The following is a 21,107-nucleotide window of genomic DNA, read 5'->3' as shown; positions in this document are numbered from 1 at the left end:
CTATGCAAGCCTGTTTTTGTTTATGGGCCTCCTTATGACAACACCTTTAAGAATAATCTTTGCCGGCACTCCCGATTTTGCAGCCAGTAGCTTAGCGGCCCTGATTAGCAGCGAACATCAGATTGTTGCGGTTTATACTCAGCCGGACAGGCCTGCAGGCCGAGGCCGTAAGCTCACAGCAAGCCCCGTTAAAGCGCTAGCGATTAAACATGACATTCCTGTTTATCAGCCACAAAACTTTAAAGAAGAGCCTGAACAAGCCGCTCTACGGGCTCTTAACGCTGATCTTATGGTTGTCGTAGCCTATGGACTACTTTTGCCCGCAGCTATTCTTGATGCGCCGAAGCAGGGCTGTATTAATGTGCATGCATCTTTATTACCTCGTTGGCGAGGCGCTGCACCGATACACCGCTCATTACTGGCAGGTGACTCCGAAACGGGTATCACCATTATGCAAATGGATGAAGGCCTCGATACCGGTGATATGCTGTACAAATCCACTTGCCCCATTCTTCCAGAAGATACCAGCGGCGCATTGCACGATAGGCTCGCAGAGCAGGGCGCGGAGGCCTTACTGGATACACTCCGGCTAATAACCGATAAGCAATTAAGCCCTGTAAAACAGAATAACGCGGATGCCTGCTACGCACACAAACTGACGAAGCAGGAAGGACTAATCGACTGGGCAGAAACAGCTGAGGTCATTGACCGGCAAATTCGAGGACTTTCACCTTGGCCCGTTGCATTTACCACACGCGGCGACGATACCCTCCGGATCATAAGTGCATCACCAGAAGCGACAACAACCACTGCAGCACCGGGCATCATTATTGAGACGACCAAAGAAAAAATTATTATTGCCTGCGGTAATGGAACAACACTCTCGATAGACCGTCTGCAATTGCCGGGAGGCAAGCCGCTATCATCACGAGACGTGCTCAATGCCCGTAAAGAACTTTTCTCAACAGGAACACACTTAGGGATATGATCAATGTACGCGGCTTAGCCGCCTTAGCTATCGCACCGTTACTTAACGATAAAGGCTCCCTGACACAAACACTGGGAGACTCTCTTAAACGTTGCGACGATAAAGACAGATCACTGCTTAAACAGCTTTGCTACGGCACGGCACGTAATCAACCCAAACTGCAGTTAATATCTGAAGCGCTTCTGGAAAGACCCATACGCAAATCTGATGTTCACATTCACGCGCTTTTATTGGTGGGCCTTTATCAGCTATTAGAGATGAGAATACCTGCTCATGCCGCCATCAGCGAAACAGTGGAAGCGGCACATCAGCTTGATGCACAACGAACTACAGGGCTGCTCAATGCGGTGCTGAGACGTTTCAGCAGAGAAAAAGACCAGATCATCGAATCACTTTATGACAACACTATTTTTTTGTACAACCACCCAATCTGGTTCATTGAAAAGCTCAAACACAACTGGCCTGAATACTGGCAAGAAATTTTAATTCAGAATAACCAGCAAGCTCCAATGACGTTACGCGTAAACCAACGCAGCGTTTCACGTGAAACATACCTACAGTCTCTTGAAGAAGCCGGCATTGCTGCAGAGCAGTGCGCTCATTCGAAACAGGCAATAATGCTCTCTGCAGCTGTTGATGTAACCGAATTGCCTGGCTTTTCAGAAGGTGATATCAGCGTACAGGATGAAGCCGCTCAACTAAGTGCAGCGCTAATCGACCCACAAAATGGCGAACGTATTCTAGATGCATGCGCGGCTCCCGGAGGCAAACTATGTCATCTGCTGGAATCTAACCCAAACATATCAGTTGATGCTCTGGAGATATCATCAACCAGAGCCGAACGTATAACAGACAACCTCACACGCTTAAATCTTGAAGCCAATATATTAATAGCCGATGCGTCCACAGACACATGGTGGGATAACAACCCGTATGACAAAATACTGGTTGATGCGCCGTGTAGCGCAACTGGCGTGATCCGTAGAAATCCTGACATAAAAATATTACGCAAAGCGGAAGAGATTCACGCACTGTCTAACCTGCAACTAAAAATACTCAATAACTTATGGCATATGCTAAAAAGGGGTGGGACACTTGTGTATGCCACCTGCTCAATATTTCCGCAGGAAAACGAGCGCCTGATAGAACGTTTCATAAAGGAACACAGTGACGCTAACCATACGCCGATTAAAGCAAAATGGGGGGTTGAACGCCCTTTTGGCAGACAGCTATTCCCACAACCCAACGGTCATGATGGCTTCTATTACGCGATTTTAAAAAAAGCTGACGATTAACCTTAGCGGATAACCCGAATGAAAATAGTTATTCTTGGAGCTGGCCAGGTAGGTGGCACGCTAGCCGAAAATCTGGCCAACGAAGCAAATGACATTACTATTGTCGATACGGATATTAATCGGCTTCGTGAGCTGCAAGACCGACTGGACATACGGACGGTCGAAGGAAACGCCTCTTATCCAAGCGCATTAGCGCAGGCAGGAGCCCAGGATGCAGATATGCTTATTGCCGTCACCAACAGTGACGAAATCAATATGGTGGCGTGTCAGATAGGCCAAACTCTATTTAATATACCTACCAAAATCGCGCGGGTGCGTGCTTATGATTATCTGCAGCAAGAAAAGTTACTGTTCAACAAAGACGCACTACCTATTGATGTTCTGATCAGCCCGGAACAGTTGGTAACTCAACACATCAAACGCCTTATTCAGCAACCCGGCGCGTTACAAGTACTCGATTTCGCAAGCGGCAAGGCACAGCTCGTTGCTGTAAAGGCGTATTACGGTGGGCCGCTGGTAGGGCGCGAAATCGCATACCTTCGTACCCATATGCCCTCTGTTGATACGCGTGTAGCAGCCATCTTCAGGCAGGGAAAACCGATCATCCCTCAAGGTAATACCGTTATAGAAGCCGACGATGAAGTTTTTTTTATTGCGGCAAAAAAAGATATTCGCGCCGTCATGAGCGAACTACGGCGTCTGGATAATCCCTACAAACGGATCATCATTGCGGGTGGAGGAAACATCGGGGCTCGCTTAGCCAGTGATATTGAAAACGATTACCAAGTAAAAATCATTGAGCGCAGCATGCCACGATGCAACCTACTTGCACGTACGCTTAACAACACCATTGTTCTTAACGGCAGCGCATCTGACAAAGAATTGTTATTAGAAGAGAACATTGAAGATACTGATGTCTTTTGTGCGTTAACTAACGATGACGAAGCCAACATTATGGCGTCAATGCTAGCCAAGCGCCTGGGCGCCCGAACGGTAATGACACTTATCAATAATCCGGCCTATGTAGATTTAGTGCAAGGCGGTGTTATCGATATTGCGATTTCACCTCAGCAAACCACGATCGGCGCTTTATTGACACATGTAAGACGAGGCGATGTTGCTGCCGTGCATTCATTACGAAGAGGCGCAGCTGAGGCTCTAGAAGCGGTTGCTCACGGCGATAAACGAAGCTCCAAAGTAGTGGGGCGCACAATAGAAGAAATCGACTTGCCACCCGGTACAACTATCGGCGCTGTTGTGCGTAATGAAGAAGTCTTAATTGCACATGATGATGTTGTTGTTGAAAATGGCGACCATGTGATTTTGTTCCTCGTTGATAAACGAAGAATTGGGGAAGTAGAGCGGCTATTCCAAGTCGGTTTGGCATTCTTCTAACACTCTGAGAACTGGTTATGCACTATCGCGTTATATTAAGAATTTTAGGCATACTGCTCATGGTGTTTAGCATCACCATGCTGCCACCCATTGGCGTCTCGTTATTTTATAATGACGGCCACGATTATGCTTTTGTGGGTGCATTCGCCATTACGTTACTCACAGGGTTCCTTATTTGGCTGCCTGTATACCGGGTAAAACAAGACTTGAGAACACGCGATGGGTTTCTGATCACCGTATTGTTTTGGGTGGTGCTCGGCTTATTTGGCGCGGTGCCATTAATCCTGTCAGCCAGCCCTCATCTGACCATTGTTGATGCTGTATTTGAGTCTTTATCTGGCTTAACCACGACCGGTGCAACCGTAATGACCGGTATTGATTTACTCCCAAAATCTATTCTTTATTACCGTCAACAGCTCCAATGGCTTGGAGGCATGGGAATTATCGTTCTAGCAGTTGCCATATTACCTATGCTGGGTATCGGTGGTATGCAGCTTTACCGGGCAGAAACACCCGGACCAGTAAAAGACAGCAAGCTGACACCGCGCATTACAGAAACCGCAAAAGCACTCTGGTACATCTATTTGGCGCTTACGATTGCCTGTGCTTTGGGTTATTGGCTAGCCGGAATGACCTTATTCGATGCCATTGGTCACAGCTTTTCCACGGTTGCCATTGGCGGATTTTCAACACATGACGGTAGTATTGGATATTTTGATAGCACACTTATCGAAGCAATCTGTACTTTCTTTATGATAATTTCGGCGGTGAATTTCAGTCTCCATTTTTATGGATGGCGCCAGAAAACGCTGCTGCATTACTTCCATGACCCTGAATTCAGATTTTATTTAAGCATACTCGGCGTGGTGTTTTTGATCACATTCGTTGCCCTCATTGGCACCCATACATACGCGCCACTAGACTCACTCAGAAAATCCTCGTTTATGGTCGTCTCTATTGCCACCACGACAGGATTCGCTACTGCCGATTTCGCACACTGGCCGGTAATGCTGCCCTTTATGTTATTTGTTGCCGCTTTTGCCGGTGGCTGCGCAGGCTCTACAGGGGGCGGCATGAAAGTTATCCGTATCCTTTTAATACTTAAACAAGGCTATCGGGAAATAAAAAGACTCGTTCATCCTAATGCTGTAATACCCGTTAAGCTGGGTAATAAACCCATTTCAGATAGAGTGCTGGAAGCAGTGTGGGGATTCTTCTCGGTGTACCTGCTTGTCTTCATCCTTATGATGATTGCATTATTAGGCACTGGACTGGATCAAGTAACAGCATGGTCAGCGGTAGGCGCCACCCTTAACAATCTAGGCCCGGGTTTAGGAGATGTAGCGGTGCACTACGGGGATTTGAATGAAACCGCCAAGTGGATATTGTGCTTCGCCATGCTGCTGGGGCGCCTTGAAGTCTTTACGCTACTCGTGCTGTTTACCCCAGCGTTCTGGCGGCGTTAAACATTAGCGCTTCTTATAAGGGCTTTCTATGCCCTCAGGCTGGCAATTAAAACGCTTATACTCCCACTGATACTGCTCAGGAATCGCTCGGACACACTGTTCAACCGAGCGGTTCATTGCCGCCATCGCGGTTCCCAGGTCTTGATCATAAATAGACTGATCCGCTTCAATAAAGTGGAGATCAAAACCTTCTCCGTCGCTTAATCTCTCAGCATATCCGCAAACAACTCTGGCTCCTGTCTGCTTAACTAACTGGGCGAGCAGCTTCATCGAATAAGCGTTATGGCCGAAAAAGGGAGAAAAATCACCACCTGTCACAGGCTCCTGATCCGGCAAAATCCCAACCACCTCACCACGCCGCAGCGCCTTCATCACCATCCTAACGCCTGAAGCATCAGCAGGTGCTAGCCTAGTGCCGAGCCTTGCCCGACGCTTCTTAATCAGATCATCTAATAACTTTAACTTCGGAGGGCGATACATAGCGGTTAAAGGGTAGCGCTCTGATAGATAAAAATTCAATACTTCCCAATTGCCCAGATGAGGAGCAATAAAAATAACACCTGATCCTTGCTTAAAAGCATCAGCCATCAATGACGCATTCTCAATTTTTCTGATTGTTTTAAGTAACCGGGCTGGGGACCAAAACCACGACATCCCCATTTCAGAGAACGATTTGCAGGTTTGTATAACACTCGACCGAACTAATTGGCTTTTCTCGTCAGCTGAAAGATCAGTAAAACACAGCTCTACATTGATCCGCGTGATCCGAGAAACATCAGAATCCTGATTGTTAGCGAACCGCTTACCCAGAAACCCTCCAAATCTTTGCGCCAACTTCAAAGACAATAAGGACATCAATCCAAGTATAGCAATCGCAACATACGCCTTTACTTGCTTCATTTATTTAACCTGAAAAATAAATACATTATATATAAATCATATAAAAAGAATATTAGCGCCAACCATACAGCAGTATTGAACAGGAAAAAGTAAGTCGATGGTGTATAATTCAGCGCTAATTTTTTCACTTTATTTCAGAAATGGTGGTTTTCGTGACGGACAATGCGACTCCAGATGTAAGTACGTTCCAGGGATTAATCCTGGCACTTCAAACCTATTGGGCGGAGCAGGGCTGCGTCATTATCCAGCCACTGGATATGGAAGTCGGCGCAGGAACATTTCATCCTGCCACATTTCTACGTGCAATAGGGCCCGAAACATGGCGTTCGGCTTATGTTCAGCCTAGCCGACGCCCGACTGACGGACGCTACGGTGAAAATCCTAATCGACTGCAGCATTACTATCAATTCCAGGTGGCGCTAAAGCCATCTCCGGATAATATCCAAGAGCTATACCTGGAGTCTCTGCAAAGAGTCGGTGTTGATCTGCTGGTGCACGATGTACGTTTCGTTGAAGATAACTGGGAATCGCCAACGCTTGGCGCATGGGGACTCGGTTGGGAAATATGGCTGAATGGTATGGAAGTATCTCAGTTCACTTATTTCCAGCAAGCCGGTGGACTTGAATGCTACCCGGTGACCGGCGAGATTACTTATGGCTTAGAACGTATTGCCATGTATCTGCAGAACGTAGACAGTGTCTACGATCTTATCTGGGCAAAAAGCCCTGACGGCAGCGTAGTGACCTACGGTGATGTATTCCACCAAAATGAAGTAGAACAATCTACTTATAATTTTGAACACGCCGATGTCCCTAAGCTGTTCGAAAACTTCGACCATTATGAGCGTGAATGCCAGAAGCTTCTCGCCCTTGATAAGCCGCTACCTTTGCCCGCTTATGAGCAAGTATTGAAAGCTTCTCATACATTCAATTTGCTGGATGCCCGCCACGCCATATCAGTAACCGAACGCCAACGTTATATTCTTCGCGTTCGTACACTGGCCCGCGGTGTAGCAGAAAGCTACTTCGATACTCGTAAAGCACTCGGCTTTCCTTTAGCAACTGAAGCATTGCGCAATGAAGTGCTTGCTGCCAATGAGGTGGAGAAATAATGACCACTCGTGATTTTCTCGTTGAACTCGGCACAGAAGAGTTACCCCCAAAATCCCTGATATCTTTATCCAACGCGTTTACTAAAGGCATTGTCGAGGCATTAACAAAAGCCAACATTACCTTTGGCGACGTCACCTCATTCGCGGCGCCACGTCGCTTAGCTGTAAAAATCAGCGGCGTGAGCATCCAACAACCGGATGCTGAGATAGAAAAACGCGGCCCTTCATGCAAAGCGCCCCAAAAAGCGATTGATGGATTTGCACGCTCTTGTGGTATTGAGTCGTCGGATTTACAAGTCCTCGAAACAAACAAAGGCGATTACTACATCTATCGCACCACGGAAAAGGGGACGGATACCTTATCCCTGCTTCCTGCGTTTGTTCAAGAATCGTTAAACGCACTGCCGATTCCTAAACGTATGCGTTGGGGTTCCAGCCGTATTGAGTTCGTCAGACCTTCTAAATGGCTGGTAATGCTGTTTGGTGATGAAGTCGTTCCTGCCACCATTCTTGGCCTTGAATCTGGCCGTAAAACGCGCGGACATCGCTTCCATTACAACCATGAAATAGAGCTGATCGATGCTTCCGAATACGAAGCTAAACTACTCGCTCCAGGTTATGTGATAGCCGACTTTGCAACACGTCGCGCAAAAATCAACTCGCAGGTTATCGATGCTGGAGTCAAGATTGGCGGGACTGTCGAAATAGATCCGGATTTATTAGATGAAGTAACGGCGCTAAATGAGTGGCCGGTAGCCCTAACAGGGCGCTTCGAAGAACGTTTTCTTGATGTGCCAGCAGAAGCATTAATCCTGTCCATGAAGGAAAACCAGAAGTACTTCCATGCTGTCGACGCTGATGGAAAGCTGATGCCGTACTTCATTACGGTCGCTAATATCGAATCTAAAGATCCGCAGCAAGTGATCGAAGGTAACGAAAAAGTCATTCGCCCGCGCTTAGCCGATGCTGCTTTTTTCTATGAAACCGATAAGAAAAGTACATTAGCATCACGTGTCGAAAAGCTCTCTAGTGTAGTCTTCCAGAACCAATTGGGGACCGTGCTGGACAAAGCCACACGCATCTCTGCACTGGCAGGACACATCGCTGTACTACTACATGCCGATGTAGAGAATGCAAAAAGAGCAGGGTACCTGGCAAAAGGTGACCTACTCAGCGACATGGTTTTTGAATTCACCGACCTGCAAGGATTGATGGGTTACCACTACGCATTACATGATGGCGAACAGGAAGAAGTAGCCATCGCTATTAATGAACAGTATCTCCCTAAATTTGCAGGCGATGATCTGCCACAAAGCAATGCTGGTATCGCTGTCGCGCTAGCTGATCGTCTTGACACACTCACCGGTCTATTCGGCATCAACCAACCGCCAACAGGTTCAAAAGATCCGTTCGCGTTACGTCGTGCTTCATTGGGTGTGCTGCGTATCATCATTGAGCGCAAACTGGATCTGGATCTGAAAGACCTGGTGACTAAGGCTGTTTCTTTACACGCAAGCCTTCCCGCTGCTGCAACCGCAGCAGAGAAAGCCACAGACTTTATGCTGGAACGTTTACGTGCCTGGTATGAAGACAAAGGCGTATCAATAGACAGCTACTTAGCCGTTGTCGCCGTGCGTCCAACCAATCCTTTAGACTTCGACAAACGCGTTAATGCAGTGAACAGCTTCAAGACATTACCGGAAGCAGCTTCATTGGCAGCCGCGAATAAGCGCGTGTCGAATATCCTTGAGAAAAACAAACTTTCAACGGAAAGCACAGTTAACATTTCTCTGCTGGAGGAAGCAGAAGAGATTAAATTGCATAGCAGCGTTGAAGCGCTGCAAACGCGTCTTCAGCCTCTTTTCGCCGCCGGCGATTATACTCACGCACTTGCAGAGCTTGCATCACTACAGGCCGATGTAGATGCGTTCTTCGATAGCGTGATGGTGATGGCTGATGATGAAAGTGTAAGAAATAACCGCTTAGCGCTTCTTTCGAATTTGCGGGATCTGTTTTTAAGAACGGCAGATATTTCATTGCTTAATAGCTAGCTTATCTAATGGAGAGCTAGCTTATTGTCAGGCTTAGTCCAGACATTAAAAAACCGGCGACTGCCGGTTTTTTAATGTCTGCTATTTATTACTCTATTCTTTGCTGGCTTATTCTTTACTAACAGCTGCGTGTTTCACGTGAAACATAGACTGATCTCTAATCAGGCGCAGGCGAAGCTTTGATTATCTTTCTTAACAAACCCAAACCAGGTAAGCGCACACCAAGGATCAAACCATTCCCTGAGAAAACTAACAACAAACCAACCACACTACTCAGACTCCACTGATAGCCCTCAAAGATGGTGGAAAGACTCAAAGCAACTACCGGAAACATCACCGTAGCATAAGCAGCTTTATTGGCACCAATACGACCGACAAGAGACAAGTAGGCTGTAAAACCAATGATAGTGCCCACGATGGCCAGATAAAAAAGACTACCCACATAGCGCGGTGCGCTATCCCACATGAGAGGCGTCCTTGTAATAACTAATAACCCAGCAAGAAACAGCGCACCATAAATCATTGCGTAAGCATTGCTGGTTAATGGTTTCAGTCCCCGTTTACTATGGCGTATTGAAATCATATTACCCAGAGAGAACAAATAGGTACCTAGCATCGCCAAACCGATGCCTTTAAGATCAGTGAGCGAAAAACCGTTGCGACTCAACTCTGGCCAGAACATAAGACCTAAACCACACACACCCAATACCCCGGCGAAAAACACCTCAGAAGAAGGGCGCTCGCCCCAGAACAAACGACTATTGAATGCATTAAACAAGGTAGCGGCAGAAAATATTACCGACAGCAGACCGCTGGCAATCGTAAGGCTAGCCGTATAAAAACAAACAAAGTTCAGCGAGAACAAACACACACCCTGCAGCATCATAAAACCATGATCTTTTCGCGTGGTAGCCTGCACCTGTCGGCTTATGTAGAGCAGAGGTAGTAATAAAACAGCCGCTATAGCAAAGCGGTAAAACACCGATGCTAACACAGGAACATCGCCCATCTGCCAATGGATAGCAATCCATGTAGTACCCCAAATCAAAACTGTATTCAGATATAAAAATGCATTCATCAGATTCTCCTTTGGGCTGATATTACGTTTTTTCATGAAAGGAGATATCACAATCTTGCGCTTTTGTTCTTATCTTGCGGTTCGCTTAAGCATGCCACCATTAAGGCAAACACCGTTTAAGATGACAGTGTTAAACTAATAAAATGAAAAACCGACAACCTTCGTTCTTAGATAGCGGTATGCGTCCTCCATCCAGCAGCGTGGACGACACTCTATCGGCATCTAATGCGATACGTCGCAATGCCTGCGCACTACCTGGAGGGATAAGCTTTGCCCAGTGGGTTAATGACTGGGACCGGGTTACTTATCAGAATTTAAACCATCATACCCTGAGTATTTACCTGCAGGGTGGTGGCCCGCATATCAGACGTTGCGATCTTCCGCAGCTCAGAGGGGAGCCAGGCAGCGTTTGTTTATTTCCTGTGGGGCATGATTCCAAATGGGAGATAGAAGGGCATCTGGAATTCGTCCATCTGTATTTTACAGATGACGCCTTACGCCAGCTTGCGGTCACCGCTCTGGATCTGGATCCGCGCTGTATCGAACTACCAGACTTAACCTACGCCAGTGACCCGCAGTTGGTGCAACTACTTCATAATGGCGTACTGTCGTCGCACTGGCAGGACAGTAGTGACCAATTAGCACTGCAACAAAGCAGTGAAGAGATAATGCTACATTTACTCAAGCATCATGTACGACTAAGATCAGCACCTGAACTTTTTCGCGGAGGCCTGACACGCTCAATCAGAGCGAGAGTCATCGAGTATATGCGTAGCCGTCTGGAGCATACCGTCTCATTAGAGGAACTGGCGACAGTGGCACAACTCAGCCCATTTCACTTCAACCGTATGTTTCACATCAGCTTGGCATCTACTCCGCACCAATACCTTACGCGACTAAGAATTGAGCGTGCCAAGCATTTGTTAGCGATGCCTTCAGCCGACAGAGTAGAGTTTGAAAGATCCGGGCTATCGACTCAAGCGGCATCTCTGTCACTGAGTCATATCGGGCTGTTATGCGGCTTCAGTAACCAGAGTCATTTCGGCCGTATATTTAAACAACAAGTAGGGGTAACACCCGCCCGATATCACAAGATACACTGCAACCCAATACATAGATGATCATCTATTTATCATATATAGTTAATATCAATTTTTATCTGCATTGAAAGCATCAGATAATCATTACGTCGATCTTTCTAGCGTGCACTTTTTTCAACTTTGAAGAAAAGTGATCAATGGTAATGCCAGCAACACTGTCATTCACAACAGAGGTGTAATAATGAGAAAAATAACGCATATCGTCACAATAATGGCCTGCCTGTTCTCTCCAGCGTTGTTGGCTGAAAATACGCCCAATAATGATTTGGATAGTGCATATATTTCCGGTTTTTTGGCTGGGGCTCAGTTAACAGACAGTGAAATTATTAAACGATTTGATAGTGATATCGACAATGAAGAGAAATCAGATTTTTTCAAGAGGGCATTCAAAACTCGCGTAGGCAGAACACAAGCTGTTGTGCCAGCCACATTCTATGCCGGTTTTTGTATACCCGAAGACACGTCAGAAAAAACCGTCATTAGTGCTATCCTTAAAGAAGTTGAAAGCACTAACGGCAGCGAAGACTTAGACAAAGCCAGCACGGTTTATCTGACTTTACGAAATCTTTATCCCTGTGAGTAGTCATAAGTGCTAATTGGCAATATATAGGTATAATCTTGCTCGAAATAATCAAAGATACATTTTTTATGGTTTTTATACAGTCTGAGTTGAATCTCAAAGGGAGATCATAATGAAGTACAAGCGCTGTTTAGGTAAAGAACATATAGCTCCCTGGGAACGCGCATTCGAGAAAGTACTCTCTCCAATTGAAGTATTCATCCACAGGCAAACAACCAGTGGTATTTTGTTGATGCTCTGTGCTGTTATCGCTCTGTTTATTGCTAACAGTGCGCTTGCTCATCACTATCATGACTTCTTTAAGCTCTATTTCACTATTGGGCTAGAGGAGTTTCAGTTATCTAAAACTCTTCACCACTGGATCAATGATGGCCTGATGGCCTGATGGCCTGATGGCCTGATGGCCATATTCTTTCTGGTGGTAGGCTTAGAATTAAAGCGTGAGCTTTTGGTCGGTGAACTGGCCAATGTGAAACAAGCGATGTTACCGATTATTGCTGCCGTTGGCGGAATGATTGTTCCTGCTCTGATCTATATAGCCATCAACCCAAGCGGACATACCCTTGATGGATGGGGTATTCCCATGGCAACCGATATAGCTTTCGCATTGGGTGCATTAGCTTTATTAGGCAATAGAGTTCCTCAAAGTCTACTGATGTTTTTAGTCGCACTGGCTATTGTTGATGACCTGGGTGCGGTCATAGTGATTGCACTTTTTTATACCGAAAGCCTGAATATAACGGCGCTTTTGTTAGCAGGCCTCTCCATTTTCATTCTGATCTGCTTCAACTTAGGAGGCGTACGCACCTTACTACCTTATACACTGATAGGCATTATCCTGTGGATAGCGATGCTTAAAAGCGGCATTCATGCCACATTAGCGGGGGTTATCTTGGCGTTCACGATTCCGATGAAGCCAAAGTATGATCCGAAGCGGTTCCTCTATCAGATTCAGGAAGGTGTGGAGAGCATTAAGTCTGCCTTTAAAAAGAATGAAAATATAATCGTTAATGATGCGCTACGCTCTCGGGTTCGCGCGCTGGGTACCGGGGTTAATCTAGTACAGGCACCTGCTCAGATTCTGGAAAATAAACTACATCTTTCGACCGCCTATCTCGTTATCCCTATTTTTGCTCTGGCCAATGCTGGCGTACCGATAGACTTTGCCAATATTGGTGACGTTTTCACTCATCCCGTCACCATGGGAATAGGGTTAGGACTGGTGTTTGGGAAGTTAATCGGGATCGCTGGCTTCACATGGGCGGCTGTCAAACTGGGCGTAAGCGAACTGCCTAAAGGTCTCAATATGAGTCACATCGTTGTGTGTCTCATTCATGGGCGGAATAGGCTTCACCATGTCTATTTTTATCGCAGAATTAGGTTTCGTTAATTACCCGGAAGACTTGCTGATGGCTAAAACAGGGATTCTATTTGCATCACTCACCGCTGGTATCAGCGGATTTATCTGGCTCTATCTAGCCTCCAAAAACCAGCCCGTCAGTAGTGATCAACAAGAAATGTCTGGGGAAGCACATCATTAATTCATTGGGATAACACGTCTCCATAAACATCAAACCACTCTATAAGAGTGGTTTTTTGTATGCGTATGGCCATTTAAGAAGACGGAGTAGCATAGCTTCAAATCTGTAAAATCCATTTATAGAAAGAGAAAGAGTTAATATAGTTTTAGGTAAAAATATTGGCTGATTTTTCAGCCGGAAGCCTAACTGATTTCCAGTAAAGATCCAATAAGAGGCTCAGCGGCAACACAGCCTATTAAAAACATAACGAAAAAGGCAGCCAATAGGCTGCCTTTTTATTGCACATTTCATCTCTCATGAGACGCCGTTTCACACTAGTGAGGCGGCATTTCATCTTTCATGAGATTTTACACAAACAGAAGCTACACATCCACATTCGTGGCATGCAGTGCATTCGACTCTATGAAGGCACGTCGAGGCTCTACTTCGTCGCCCATCAGGGTAGTGAACAGCTGATCTGCTGAGATTACGTCTTCAATGGTGACCTGCAGCATGCGACGGGCATCTGGATCCATTGTAGTTTCCCACAGTTGATCCGGATTCATTTCGCCCAGTCCTTTATAGCGCTGAATCGAGTTCCCACGGCGCGATTGCTCTAGCAGCCAGTTAATGGCGTCTTTGAAGAAGGTAACAGGTAAGGTGCGTTCGCCGCGTTTTACGTAGGCGCCTTCTTCAAGCAAGTTATCGAGCACAATAGTTAACGCCGAAATTGTGGCGTATTCACGCGAGGAGAAAAAGTCTCGGCGGAACACGAAGTCTGTATCAACACCATGGTTGATATGGGTGACTTTCGGCAGGTAAACGCTGTGCTCTTTATCGTAGATCAATTCTGATTCATAACGCTCGCTGACACTCGCCCCTATTTCAAGGGCCGCCACCAGTGTATCCATCCAGCCTTGAACGACGTCTGCATTTTTCAGATCATCTACACTTAAAACAGATTGGTAGAGCATCTGAGTGAGTGCTTGCGGCAAATAAAGTTTACTCAGGCGATCAATGGTTTTATCCACAGTACGGTACTGATTAATCAGCGCTTCAAGCGCCTCACCGGTAATCGCAGGTGCATCCGGATGTACGTGTAAGCTGGCATTTTCCAGGGCTCCCTGTAACAGGAAGTTATCTAACGCCTCATCATCTTTCAGATACTGCTCTTGCTTGCCTCTTTTAATTTTATACAGAGGAGGCTGTGCAATGAAGATATGACCACGCTCAATCAGCTCGGGCATTTGGCGGAAGAAGAAGGTCAGCAACAGAGTACGAATGTGTGATCCATCCACGTCGGCATCGGTCATGATAATGACGCTGTGGTAACGCAGCTTATCAGGGTTGTATTCGTCACGGCCAATACCACAACCCAAGGCTGTGATCAGCGTGCCGACTTCTACGGAGGCCAGCATCTTGTCAAAACGTGCTTTTTCTACGTTAAGAATTTTACCTTTCAACGGTAGAATCGCTTGTGTACGGCGATCACGTCCTTGTTTAGCAGAACCGCCCGCAGAGTCACCCTCTACCAGGTATATTTCAGACAGTGCAGGGTCTTTTTCCTGACAATCTGCCAATTTACCCGGTAAGCCTGCGATATCCAGTGCGCCTTTACGACGTGTCATTTCACGGGCTTTACGCGCCGCTTCACGGGCACGCGCCGCGTCGATCATTTTATTAACAATCGATTTAGATTCTTGTGGATTTTCTTGTAGGTAATCCGCAAAGTGCTGAGCAAACATCTGCTCTACCGCAGTTTTAACTTCGGACGAAACCAGTTTGTCTTTGGTCTGCGAAGAGAACTTAGGATCCGGCACTTTAACTGAAATAATAGCGCATAAACCTTCACGGCTATCATCGCCAGAGGTACTTATTTTACTGCCTTTATTTAAGCCTTCCTGCTCGATATAGGTATTAAGCGAGCGCGTCAGGGCCGAACGGAAACCTGACAGATGCGTACCACCGTCACGTTGGGGAATGTTGTTGGTAAAGCAATGCAGACTTTCCTGATAGGTGTCATTCCACTGCAATGCGACTTCAACGCCTACACCGTTATCATGCATACCGGTGAGATGAACCACTTTATTGACCGGTGTTTTGTTCTGGTTAAGATATTCAACAAACGCACTCAAGCCACCCGTGTATTCAAATACTTCCTGACGATCACTGCGCTCATCGGTTAGTACTATGCGCACCCCTGAGTTAAGGAATGACAGCTCTCGTAAACGCTTAGCTAACAGGTCGAACTGGAATTTAACATTGGTGAAGGTGGCTTCAGAAGGCTTAAATCGCACTTCAGTACCGGACTGGTCAGTTTCACCTACCACCGCTAGCGGAGCCTGAGGAACACCGTGAACGTAGATTTGTTCATGCACCTTACCAGCGCGGCGTATCGTGAGCTTAAGCTCACACGACAGGGCGTTGACCACCGAGATCCCAACACCATGCAAACCGCCGGATACTTTATAGCTGTTATCATCAAACTTACCACCGGCATGCAGAACCGTCATGATGACTTCGGCAGCAGATACGCCTTCTTCCTCATGAATACCGGTAGGAATACCCCGGCCATTATCTGAAACAGAAACACTTTCATCGGGATGAATGATAACGCTGATTTGACTACAATGACCTGCCAGTGCTTCATCGATAGAGTTATCCACAATCTCAAACACCATGTGGTGCAGACCGCTTCCGTCGTCGGTATCGCCGATATACATTCCCGGGCGTTTACGAACGGCATCCAGCCCCTTGAGGACTTTAATACTATTGGAATCGTAACTCTGCTCTTCGCCACTCATGGCCTTCTCCTGACTCAGTGTGTTGGTACTAATTGGCCGGCTTCAATATTGAAGTAGGCCACCGCGGTATCGGGCTTCCAGAAGGCGGTTAACGATTCTGGGTCAACACAGGTAATGAAACATTGATTATTTGTTTGTTCTAAAAACTCACAGAACAACCGGCTATGGTGCTTATCTAACTCTGACGGTAAATCATCAATGAGATAAACACAGGCCCGATTGTTCAAACGATGAAACAAAGCGCCTTGTGCTAATTTTAAGGCACTGACGACCAGTTTTTTCTGACCACGCGATAAACGCTCAGAAGCGCTGATACCTTCAGATTTAACTTTAAGGTCAGCACGCTGTGGGCCGATACTGGTAAAACCCTGCTTAAGATCTCTTAACAAGCATTCCGACAATAATTCGTCCAATGGGCGCTTACGATCCCACCCGGCAGAAAACTTAACAGTGATCGATAAGTCACCGACTAATCTTAATAAAATCTCTTCAAAATCAGGCATTAACAGATCGATATAGCGTTGTCGTAAGTTTGTCATCTGCTCAGCATATAAAATAAATTCTGCATCCCAGATTTTTCGTAATACAGGATCAATTTTACCACACTTAAGCAAAGAATTTCGCTGTTGTAATACGCGCTTAAAGGCCCGCCATAGCTGAATGAAGCTGTGATCTGAATGAAAAGCACCCCAATCAACAAATTGGCGGCGGGTAGACGGGCTTCCTTCCAGTAATTCAAAGGTATCTGTGTTAATTAACTGCAAAGGGAGGAGTCCGGCCAGCTCAGATAAATCGATGTTATTACCGCCGTATCGAATCTTAACATCACCCTCTACATCACGGCTTACGCCCAACGGTTTAACCTGACCATTTCCCATGGCATCTATCTGAGAAAATACTAATGCCTCTCGCTCTGCGGTGGTGACCAGATAACGAAATTGATTGGTACGGAATGAACGTGTTAAACCCAGAAAATGAAGCGACTCAAGCAGCGAGGTTTTACCGCTACCATTCGCACCATAAATAATATTAATACGTTCGGAGGGTTCGAAAGATACGGCAGCAATATTGCGTATTTTCTTAATAGAAAGGCTTCGGATCGGCATAAATTTTAGCGTGAAGCCCCATCAGGCTTCACGCTGATTATCCTGTCTTACATGCGCATTGGCATAACAACGTAGAGATTACCCTGCTCATCTTCAGATTCGATCAATGCACTGCTATTAGAATCAGACAGTGTAAAACGAACAATATCAGAGTTCAGGATGGATAATGCATCCAGCAAGTAGTTAACATTGAAACCGATCTCAAGGGAATCTCCCTCATAATCAATAGCAATCGTTTCTTCCGCTTCTTCTTGCTCAGGGTTATTTGCCATCACCTGCAGAAACCCACTGGTCAGAGACAAACGCACACCACGGTATTTTTCATTCGACAGAATCGCGATACGGCTGAACACTTTACGCAGCGCCTGGCGATCACCTAATACGAACTTATTACCATTACGGGGAATAACGCGCTGATAATCCGGGAATTTTCCGTCTACTAGCTTAGAGGTGAAAATAAAGTCACCTACATGAGCACGGATATGATTAGCGCCAATAACCAGCTTCAACGGTTCATCGCCATGCTGTAGCAAACGAGCCAGCTCAAGAATCCCTTTACGCGGAACAATAATCTGCTGTGCCGCTTGCTGATCTGTTTCAACCGCGGTGACACTCGTAGCGAGACGATGCCCGTCGGTTGCAACAGTACGCAACGAACCATCTGCGATTTCCAACAACATGCCGTTCAGGTAATAACGCACATCCTGCTGGGCCATCGAGAAGCCCGTTTGTTCTATCAGGTAACGAAGCTGCCCCTGTGACAATGTCAGGTCAAATGTCTGTGGACTATCTTCAACATTAGGAAAATCAGCCGCCGGCAGCGTAGAAAGGGTAAAACGACTACGACCGGACTTGATAACCATTTTCTGACCCGTCAGCGCCATTTCAATCTGAGAGTCATCGGGTAATGATTTACAGATATCCATTAACTTACGTGCGGGTACCGTAATGGAACCAGGCTCTGCCGGTTCATCCAGTACCACACTACCAACCAGCTCAACCTCAAGATCGGTCCCTGTCATAGACAGTTTATGATCTTCCGCCACCAATAAAATATTGGATAGCACTGGAAGTGTCTGACGACGCTCCACTACACCCGCTACTAATTGCAGCGGTTTAATCAGTGCTTCTCGTGAAATAACGAATCTCATGGCAACCTATCCTATTCCGCTCCAATACTACGCCGTCAGATGACGTAGCAGGTTCTGATAATCCTCTCGGATATCCGGTTCGCTTTCCCGTAACTCTTTTATTTTACGGCAAGCATGTAACACCGTCGTATGATCGCGACCGCCAAAGGCATTACCAATCTCAGGCAAACTATGATTGGTCAATTCTTTGGAAATACTCATCGCCACCTGACGCGGACGTGCTACCGAGCGACTTCTGCGCTTCGATAACAAATCGGATATCTTGATCTTGTAATACTCGGCGACTACCCGCTGAATATTGTCAATACTAACTTGTTTGTCCTGTAATGCCAGCAAGTCTTTCAATGATTCTTTAATGAAAGGCGTGGTTATTGCATTACCTGTAAAATGTGCGTTCGCGATCACCCGTTTCAGGGCTCCCTCAAGCTCACGGACATTGGAACGAATCTTTTGCGCGAGGAAGAAAGCAGCATCATCTGGCAAGATAATTTTTGCCTCTTCAGCCTTCTTCATCACGATTGCCGCCCGCGTTTCCAGCTCTGGTGGCTCCACAGCTACGGTTAATCCCCAACCGAAACGAGACTTAAGGCGTTCTTCCACGCCGATTATCTCTTTCGGGTAACGATCACTGGTCAAAATCATTTGCTGACCCCCTTCAAGTAACGCATTGAAGGTATGGAAAAACTCTTCCTGAGACCGCTCTTTACCGGCAAAAAACTGAATATCATCGATCAGCAGCGCATCGACAGAACGATAATAGCGCTTGAAGTCATTGATCGCATTCAACTGCAGTGCTTTAACCATGTCAGCAACAAAGCGTTCAGAGTGCAGATAAACGATGCGGGCATTAGGGTTCTGACGCAACATCTCCATGCCAACAGCATGCATCAGATGGGTTTTACCCAAGCCGACACCACCGTATATAAACAGTGGGTTATAAGCACCGCCCGGGTTATCAGCAACCTGTTGCGCCGCCGCCAAAGCTAGCTGATTAGACTTACCTTGCACAAAAGACTCGAACGTAAATGCCCGATTTAAATTCGACTGATGGCGTAATCCACCTTCGACATCAACTGTCCTTGCAGGCTCAATCAAACCCACATCAAGTTCAAGCTGAGGCGGCTGATTAGAGGTAACAGAGCGGGAGTAAGCACTCACATTATCAGGTGCGCGCGAGTCAGACTGAGCCGCTTCATAAGGAGTAGGGGCAACATAAACAGACGCGGGAGGAGCTACAGGACGCGGCCTTGGAGGCATAGGCATGCGCCGGGATGTCGCAGAACCGGATTCGGCCGAGTTAATTTCTACACGCACATCAGCACTGACATCGCCGGAAACATCACATACGACCTGCCTTATGCGGGACAAAAATTTATCATTCACCCAATCACGAACAAATCTATTAGGGGCAAGCAGAACCAGTGCCGGACCCGTGCTGTCTTCAGCACTTAAGGGACGAATCCAGGTATTATACTGCTGGGCAGGGAATTCGCTTTGCAAACTAGGCAAACATCGTTCCCACAAATCTCCCGACATAGATTCTCCGCAAAAATGATAAAAATGTACTAAAAACAACATAAGTAATTGTTATATAGCGGCTATTCTACATTGATAAACATCACTTATCCACACGACAGCAGAGAATATTAACAATTAAAATTAAAAATAAAAAAAACTATTTAATCTTTTGAATTATAGGTGTTTTTTAGAATTTTTTAGACTTATATACAACAAATAAACATCATATCTAACATGTTACTCACAGGATAAGTTGTTGTTTTAAAAGAACCTACAAGCTTATGAACATTGTTATTCAATTTTCACTGCCCCGCCGTAAAAAATCCTAGCCTACACGCTATAATTGAACTGTTTACACGATTAACTAAAAAAGCATTTGAATAATCATAATAAATTCACTAGAATTTCGCGTCTTAATTTTGCTCTGTAAAGCTTCAGCTAGCTAATAACCGAGCACTAATACCAAGCGTTACGTTAATAGTAGGACTGAATCTCATGAAAAGAACTTTTCAACCAAGCGTTTTAAAACGTGCTCGTACTCACGGTTTCCGTGCTCGCATGGCAACTAAAAGTGGTCGCGCTGTTATCAATCGCCGCCGTGCAAAAGGCCGCGCACGTCTGTCTGCTTAATTATAGACAGCGACCGGGTCTGGTAATTGAATGACCGAATTCGGATATCCCCGACAGCTGCGCCTGCTGACTGCCGGGGATTTTCAAAAGGTATTTGATAGTGTCACTATCAAAGTACCTGAGCAGCGAATCCTTATACTAGCCCGCCTCAACGGACTCGAACATCCTCGTCTCGGGTTTGTTATTTCTAAAAAGAATGTTCGCAGAGCAGTGAAACGTAATCATGTTCGGCGTATCATTCGCGAATCATTTCGTCTTAAACAACACGATTTACCCCCTGTCGATATGATTATTCTGGCTCGGCCCGGACTTGGCGACATGAGTGCTAGCGATTTAAATCGCCTGGCAGAAAAATGCTGGTCCCGGTTAAATAAAAAAGCCAAAAACGTACTTAACAAGCAGGATTAACGGTC

Annotated in this window: 17 protein-coding genes and 1 pseudogene; 12 read left to right on the top strand and 6 right to left on the bottom strand. The window is 46.1% G+C overall.

The features are described 5' to 3' along the window. Positions 1 to 34: 34 nt before the first annotated feature. From fmt to Nant_RS00875, 4 genes are read left to right on the top strand one after another with little or no spacing between them, the layout of a single operon-like run. On the top strand, positions 35 to 988 hold the full coding sequence (gene fmt / locus Nant_RS00890) for a methionyl-tRNA formyltransferase (RefSeq protein WP_054339833.1): 954 nt from the start codon (positions 35 to 37) through the stop codon (positions 986 to 988). Then, positions 985 to 2,283 carry a 16S rRNA (cytosine(967)-C(5))-methyltransferase RsmB gene (gene rsmB, locus Nant_RS00885; RefSeq protein ID WP_076495875.1) on the top strand — a complete coding sequence of 433 codons (1,299 nt, stop codon included), beginning with the start codon at positions 985 to 987 and terminating at the stop codon, positions 2,281 to 2,283. Before fmt ends, rsmB begins: the two co-directional genes overlap by 4 nt. Before the next feature lie 18 nt (positions 2,284 to 2,301). Further along, positions 2,302 to 3,678, top strand: coding sequence for a Trk system potassium transporter TrkA (gene trkA / locus Nant_RS00880; RefSeq protein WP_054339754.1), 1,377 nt, complete (start codon positions 2,302 to 2,304; stop codon positions 3,676 to 3,678). A 17-nt stretch (positions 3,679 to 3,695) separates the two neighbouring features. Continuing rightward, complete coding sequence (locus tag Nant_RS00875) at positions 3,696 to 5,144, top strand: TrkH family potassium uptake protein (protein WP_054339753.1); 1,449 nt, start codon at positions 3,696 to 3,698, stop codon at positions 5,142 to 5,144. Between the two features lie 3 nt (positions 5,145 to 5,147). Here Nant_RS00875 and Nant_RS00870 read toward each other — a convergent pair whose 3' ends face one another. Further along, positions 5,148 to 6,044, bottom strand: coding sequence for a lysophospholipid acyltransferase family protein (locus Nant_RS00870; protein WP_054339752.1), 897 nt, complete (start codon positions 6,042 to 6,044; stop codon positions 5,148 to 5,150). A gap of 140 nt (positions 6,045 to 6,184) precedes the next feature. Between Nant_RS00870 and glyQ the strand changes: the two genes are divergently transcribed. Both glyQ and glyS read left to right on the top strand, forming a co-directional pair. Then, positions 6,185 to 7,156, top strand: a complete 972-nt coding sequence (glyQ, locus tag Nant_RS00865; RefSeq protein ID WP_054339751.1) for a glycine--tRNA ligase subunit alpha — start codon at positions 6,185 to 6,187, stop codon at positions 7,154 to 7,156. After that, entirely contained in the window at positions 7,156 to 9,207 is a 2,052-nt protein-coding gene (glyS, locus tag Nant_RS00860; RefSeq protein WP_054339750.1) for a glycine--tRNA ligase subunit beta, read from the top strand. Before glyQ ends, glyS begins: the two co-directional genes overlap by 1 nt. A gap of 157 nt (positions 9,208 to 9,364) precedes the next feature. Here glyS and Nant_RS00855 read toward each other — a convergent pair whose 3' ends face one another. Continuing rightward, positions 9,365 to 10,285 carry a DMT family transporter gene (locus tag Nant_RS00855; protein WP_054339749.1) on the bottom strand — a complete coding sequence of 307 codons (921 nt, stop codon included), beginning with the start codon at positions 10,283 to 10,285 and terminating at the stop codon, positions 9,365 to 9,367. 143 nt (positions 10,286 to 10,428) lie between these two features. Here Nant_RS00855 and Nant_RS00850 point away from each other — a divergent pair, with 143 nt between their 5' ends. From Nant_RS00850 to Nant_RS21480, 4 genes and pseudogenes are all read left to right on the top strand, one after another. Further along, a complete protein-coding gene (locus Nant_RS00850) occupies positions 10,429 to 11,406 on the top strand; it encodes an AraC family transcriptional regulator (protein ID WP_082399999.1) in 978 nt (325 codons plus the stop codon). 160 nt (positions 11,407 to 11,566) lie between these two features. Then, a complete protein-coding gene (locus tag Nant_RS00845) occupies positions 11,567 to 11,968 on the top strand; it encodes a Rap1a/Tai family immunity protein (protein ID WP_054339747.1) in 402 nt (133 codons plus the stop codon). Positions 11,969 to 12,077: 109 nt separating this feature from the next. After that, positions 12,078 to 13,355, top strand: a pseudogene (nhaA, locus tag Nant_RS00840) (Na+/H+ antiporter NhaA). Continuing rightward, on the top strand, positions 13,321 to 13,506 hold the full coding sequence (locus tag Nant_RS21480; RefSeq protein WP_202904917.1) for a Na+/H+ antiporter NhaA: 186 nt from the start codon (positions 13,321 to 13,323) through the stop codon (positions 13,504 to 13,506). The pseudogene nhaA and the gene Nant_RS21480 overlap by 35 nt, the downstream one beginning before the upstream one ends. A 362-nt stretch (positions 13,507 to 13,868) precedes the next feature. Here the strand turns inward: Nant_RS21480 and gyrB are convergent, their stop codons facing one another. Genes gyrB through dnaA form a run of 4 tightly spaced genes read right to left on the bottom strand, consistent with a single transcriptional unit; the run spans position 13,869 to position 20,082 of the window. Next, positions 13,869 to 16,289, bottom strand: a complete 2,421-nt coding sequence (gyrB, locus tag Nant_RS00835) for a DNA topoisomerase (ATP-hydrolyzing) subunit B (RefSeq protein WP_054339746.1) — start codon at positions 16,287 to 16,289, stop codon at positions 13,869 to 13,871. 14 nt (positions 16,290 to 16,303) lie between these two features. Further along, entirely contained in the window at positions 16,304 to 17,395 is a 1,092-nt protein-coding gene (gene recF, locus Nant_RS00830; RefSeq protein ID WP_054339745.1) for a DNA replication/repair protein RecF, read from the bottom strand. A gap of 47 nt (positions 17,396 to 17,442) precedes the next feature. Beyond that, entirely contained in the window at positions 17,443 to 18,546 is a 1,104-nt protein-coding gene (dnaN, locus tag Nant_RS00825; protein WP_054339744.1) for a DNA polymerase III subunit beta, read from the bottom strand. A 27-nt stretch (positions 18,547 to 18,573) separates the two neighbouring features. Further along, positions 18,574 to 20,082, bottom strand: a complete 1,509-nt coding sequence (dnaA, locus tag Nant_RS00820) for a chromosomal replication initiator protein DnaA (RefSeq protein ID WP_054339743.1) — start codon at positions 20,080 to 20,082, stop codon at positions 18,574 to 18,576. 477 nt (positions 20,083 to 20,559) lie between these two features. On the opposite strand from dnaA, the gene rpmH reads away from it, so the two are divergent. After that, entirely contained in the window at positions 20,560 to 20,694 is a 135-nt protein-coding gene (gene rpmH / locus Nant_RS00815; RefSeq protein WP_054339742.1) for a 50S ribosomal protein L34, read from the top strand. Between the two features lie 30 nt (positions 20,695 to 20,724). Beyond that, positions 20,725 to 21,102 carry a ribonuclease P protein component gene (gene rnpA / locus Nant_RS00810; RefSeq protein ID WP_054339741.1) on the top strand — a complete coding sequence of 126 codons (378 nt, stop codon included), beginning with the start codon at positions 20,725 to 20,727 and terminating at the stop codon, positions 21,100 to 21,102. Positions 21,103 to 21,107 lie beyond the last annotated feature (5 nt).

The sequence above is a fragment of the Neptunomonas antarctica genome, assembly GCF_001305295.1.
Lineage (GTDB): Bacteria > Pseudomonadota > Gammaproteobacteria > Pseudomonadales > Balneatricaceae > Neptunomonas > Neptunomonas antarctica.
The sequence above is the reverse complement of the archived record's forward strand: the minus strand, read 5'-3'. Positions and strand labels throughout refer to the sequence as shown.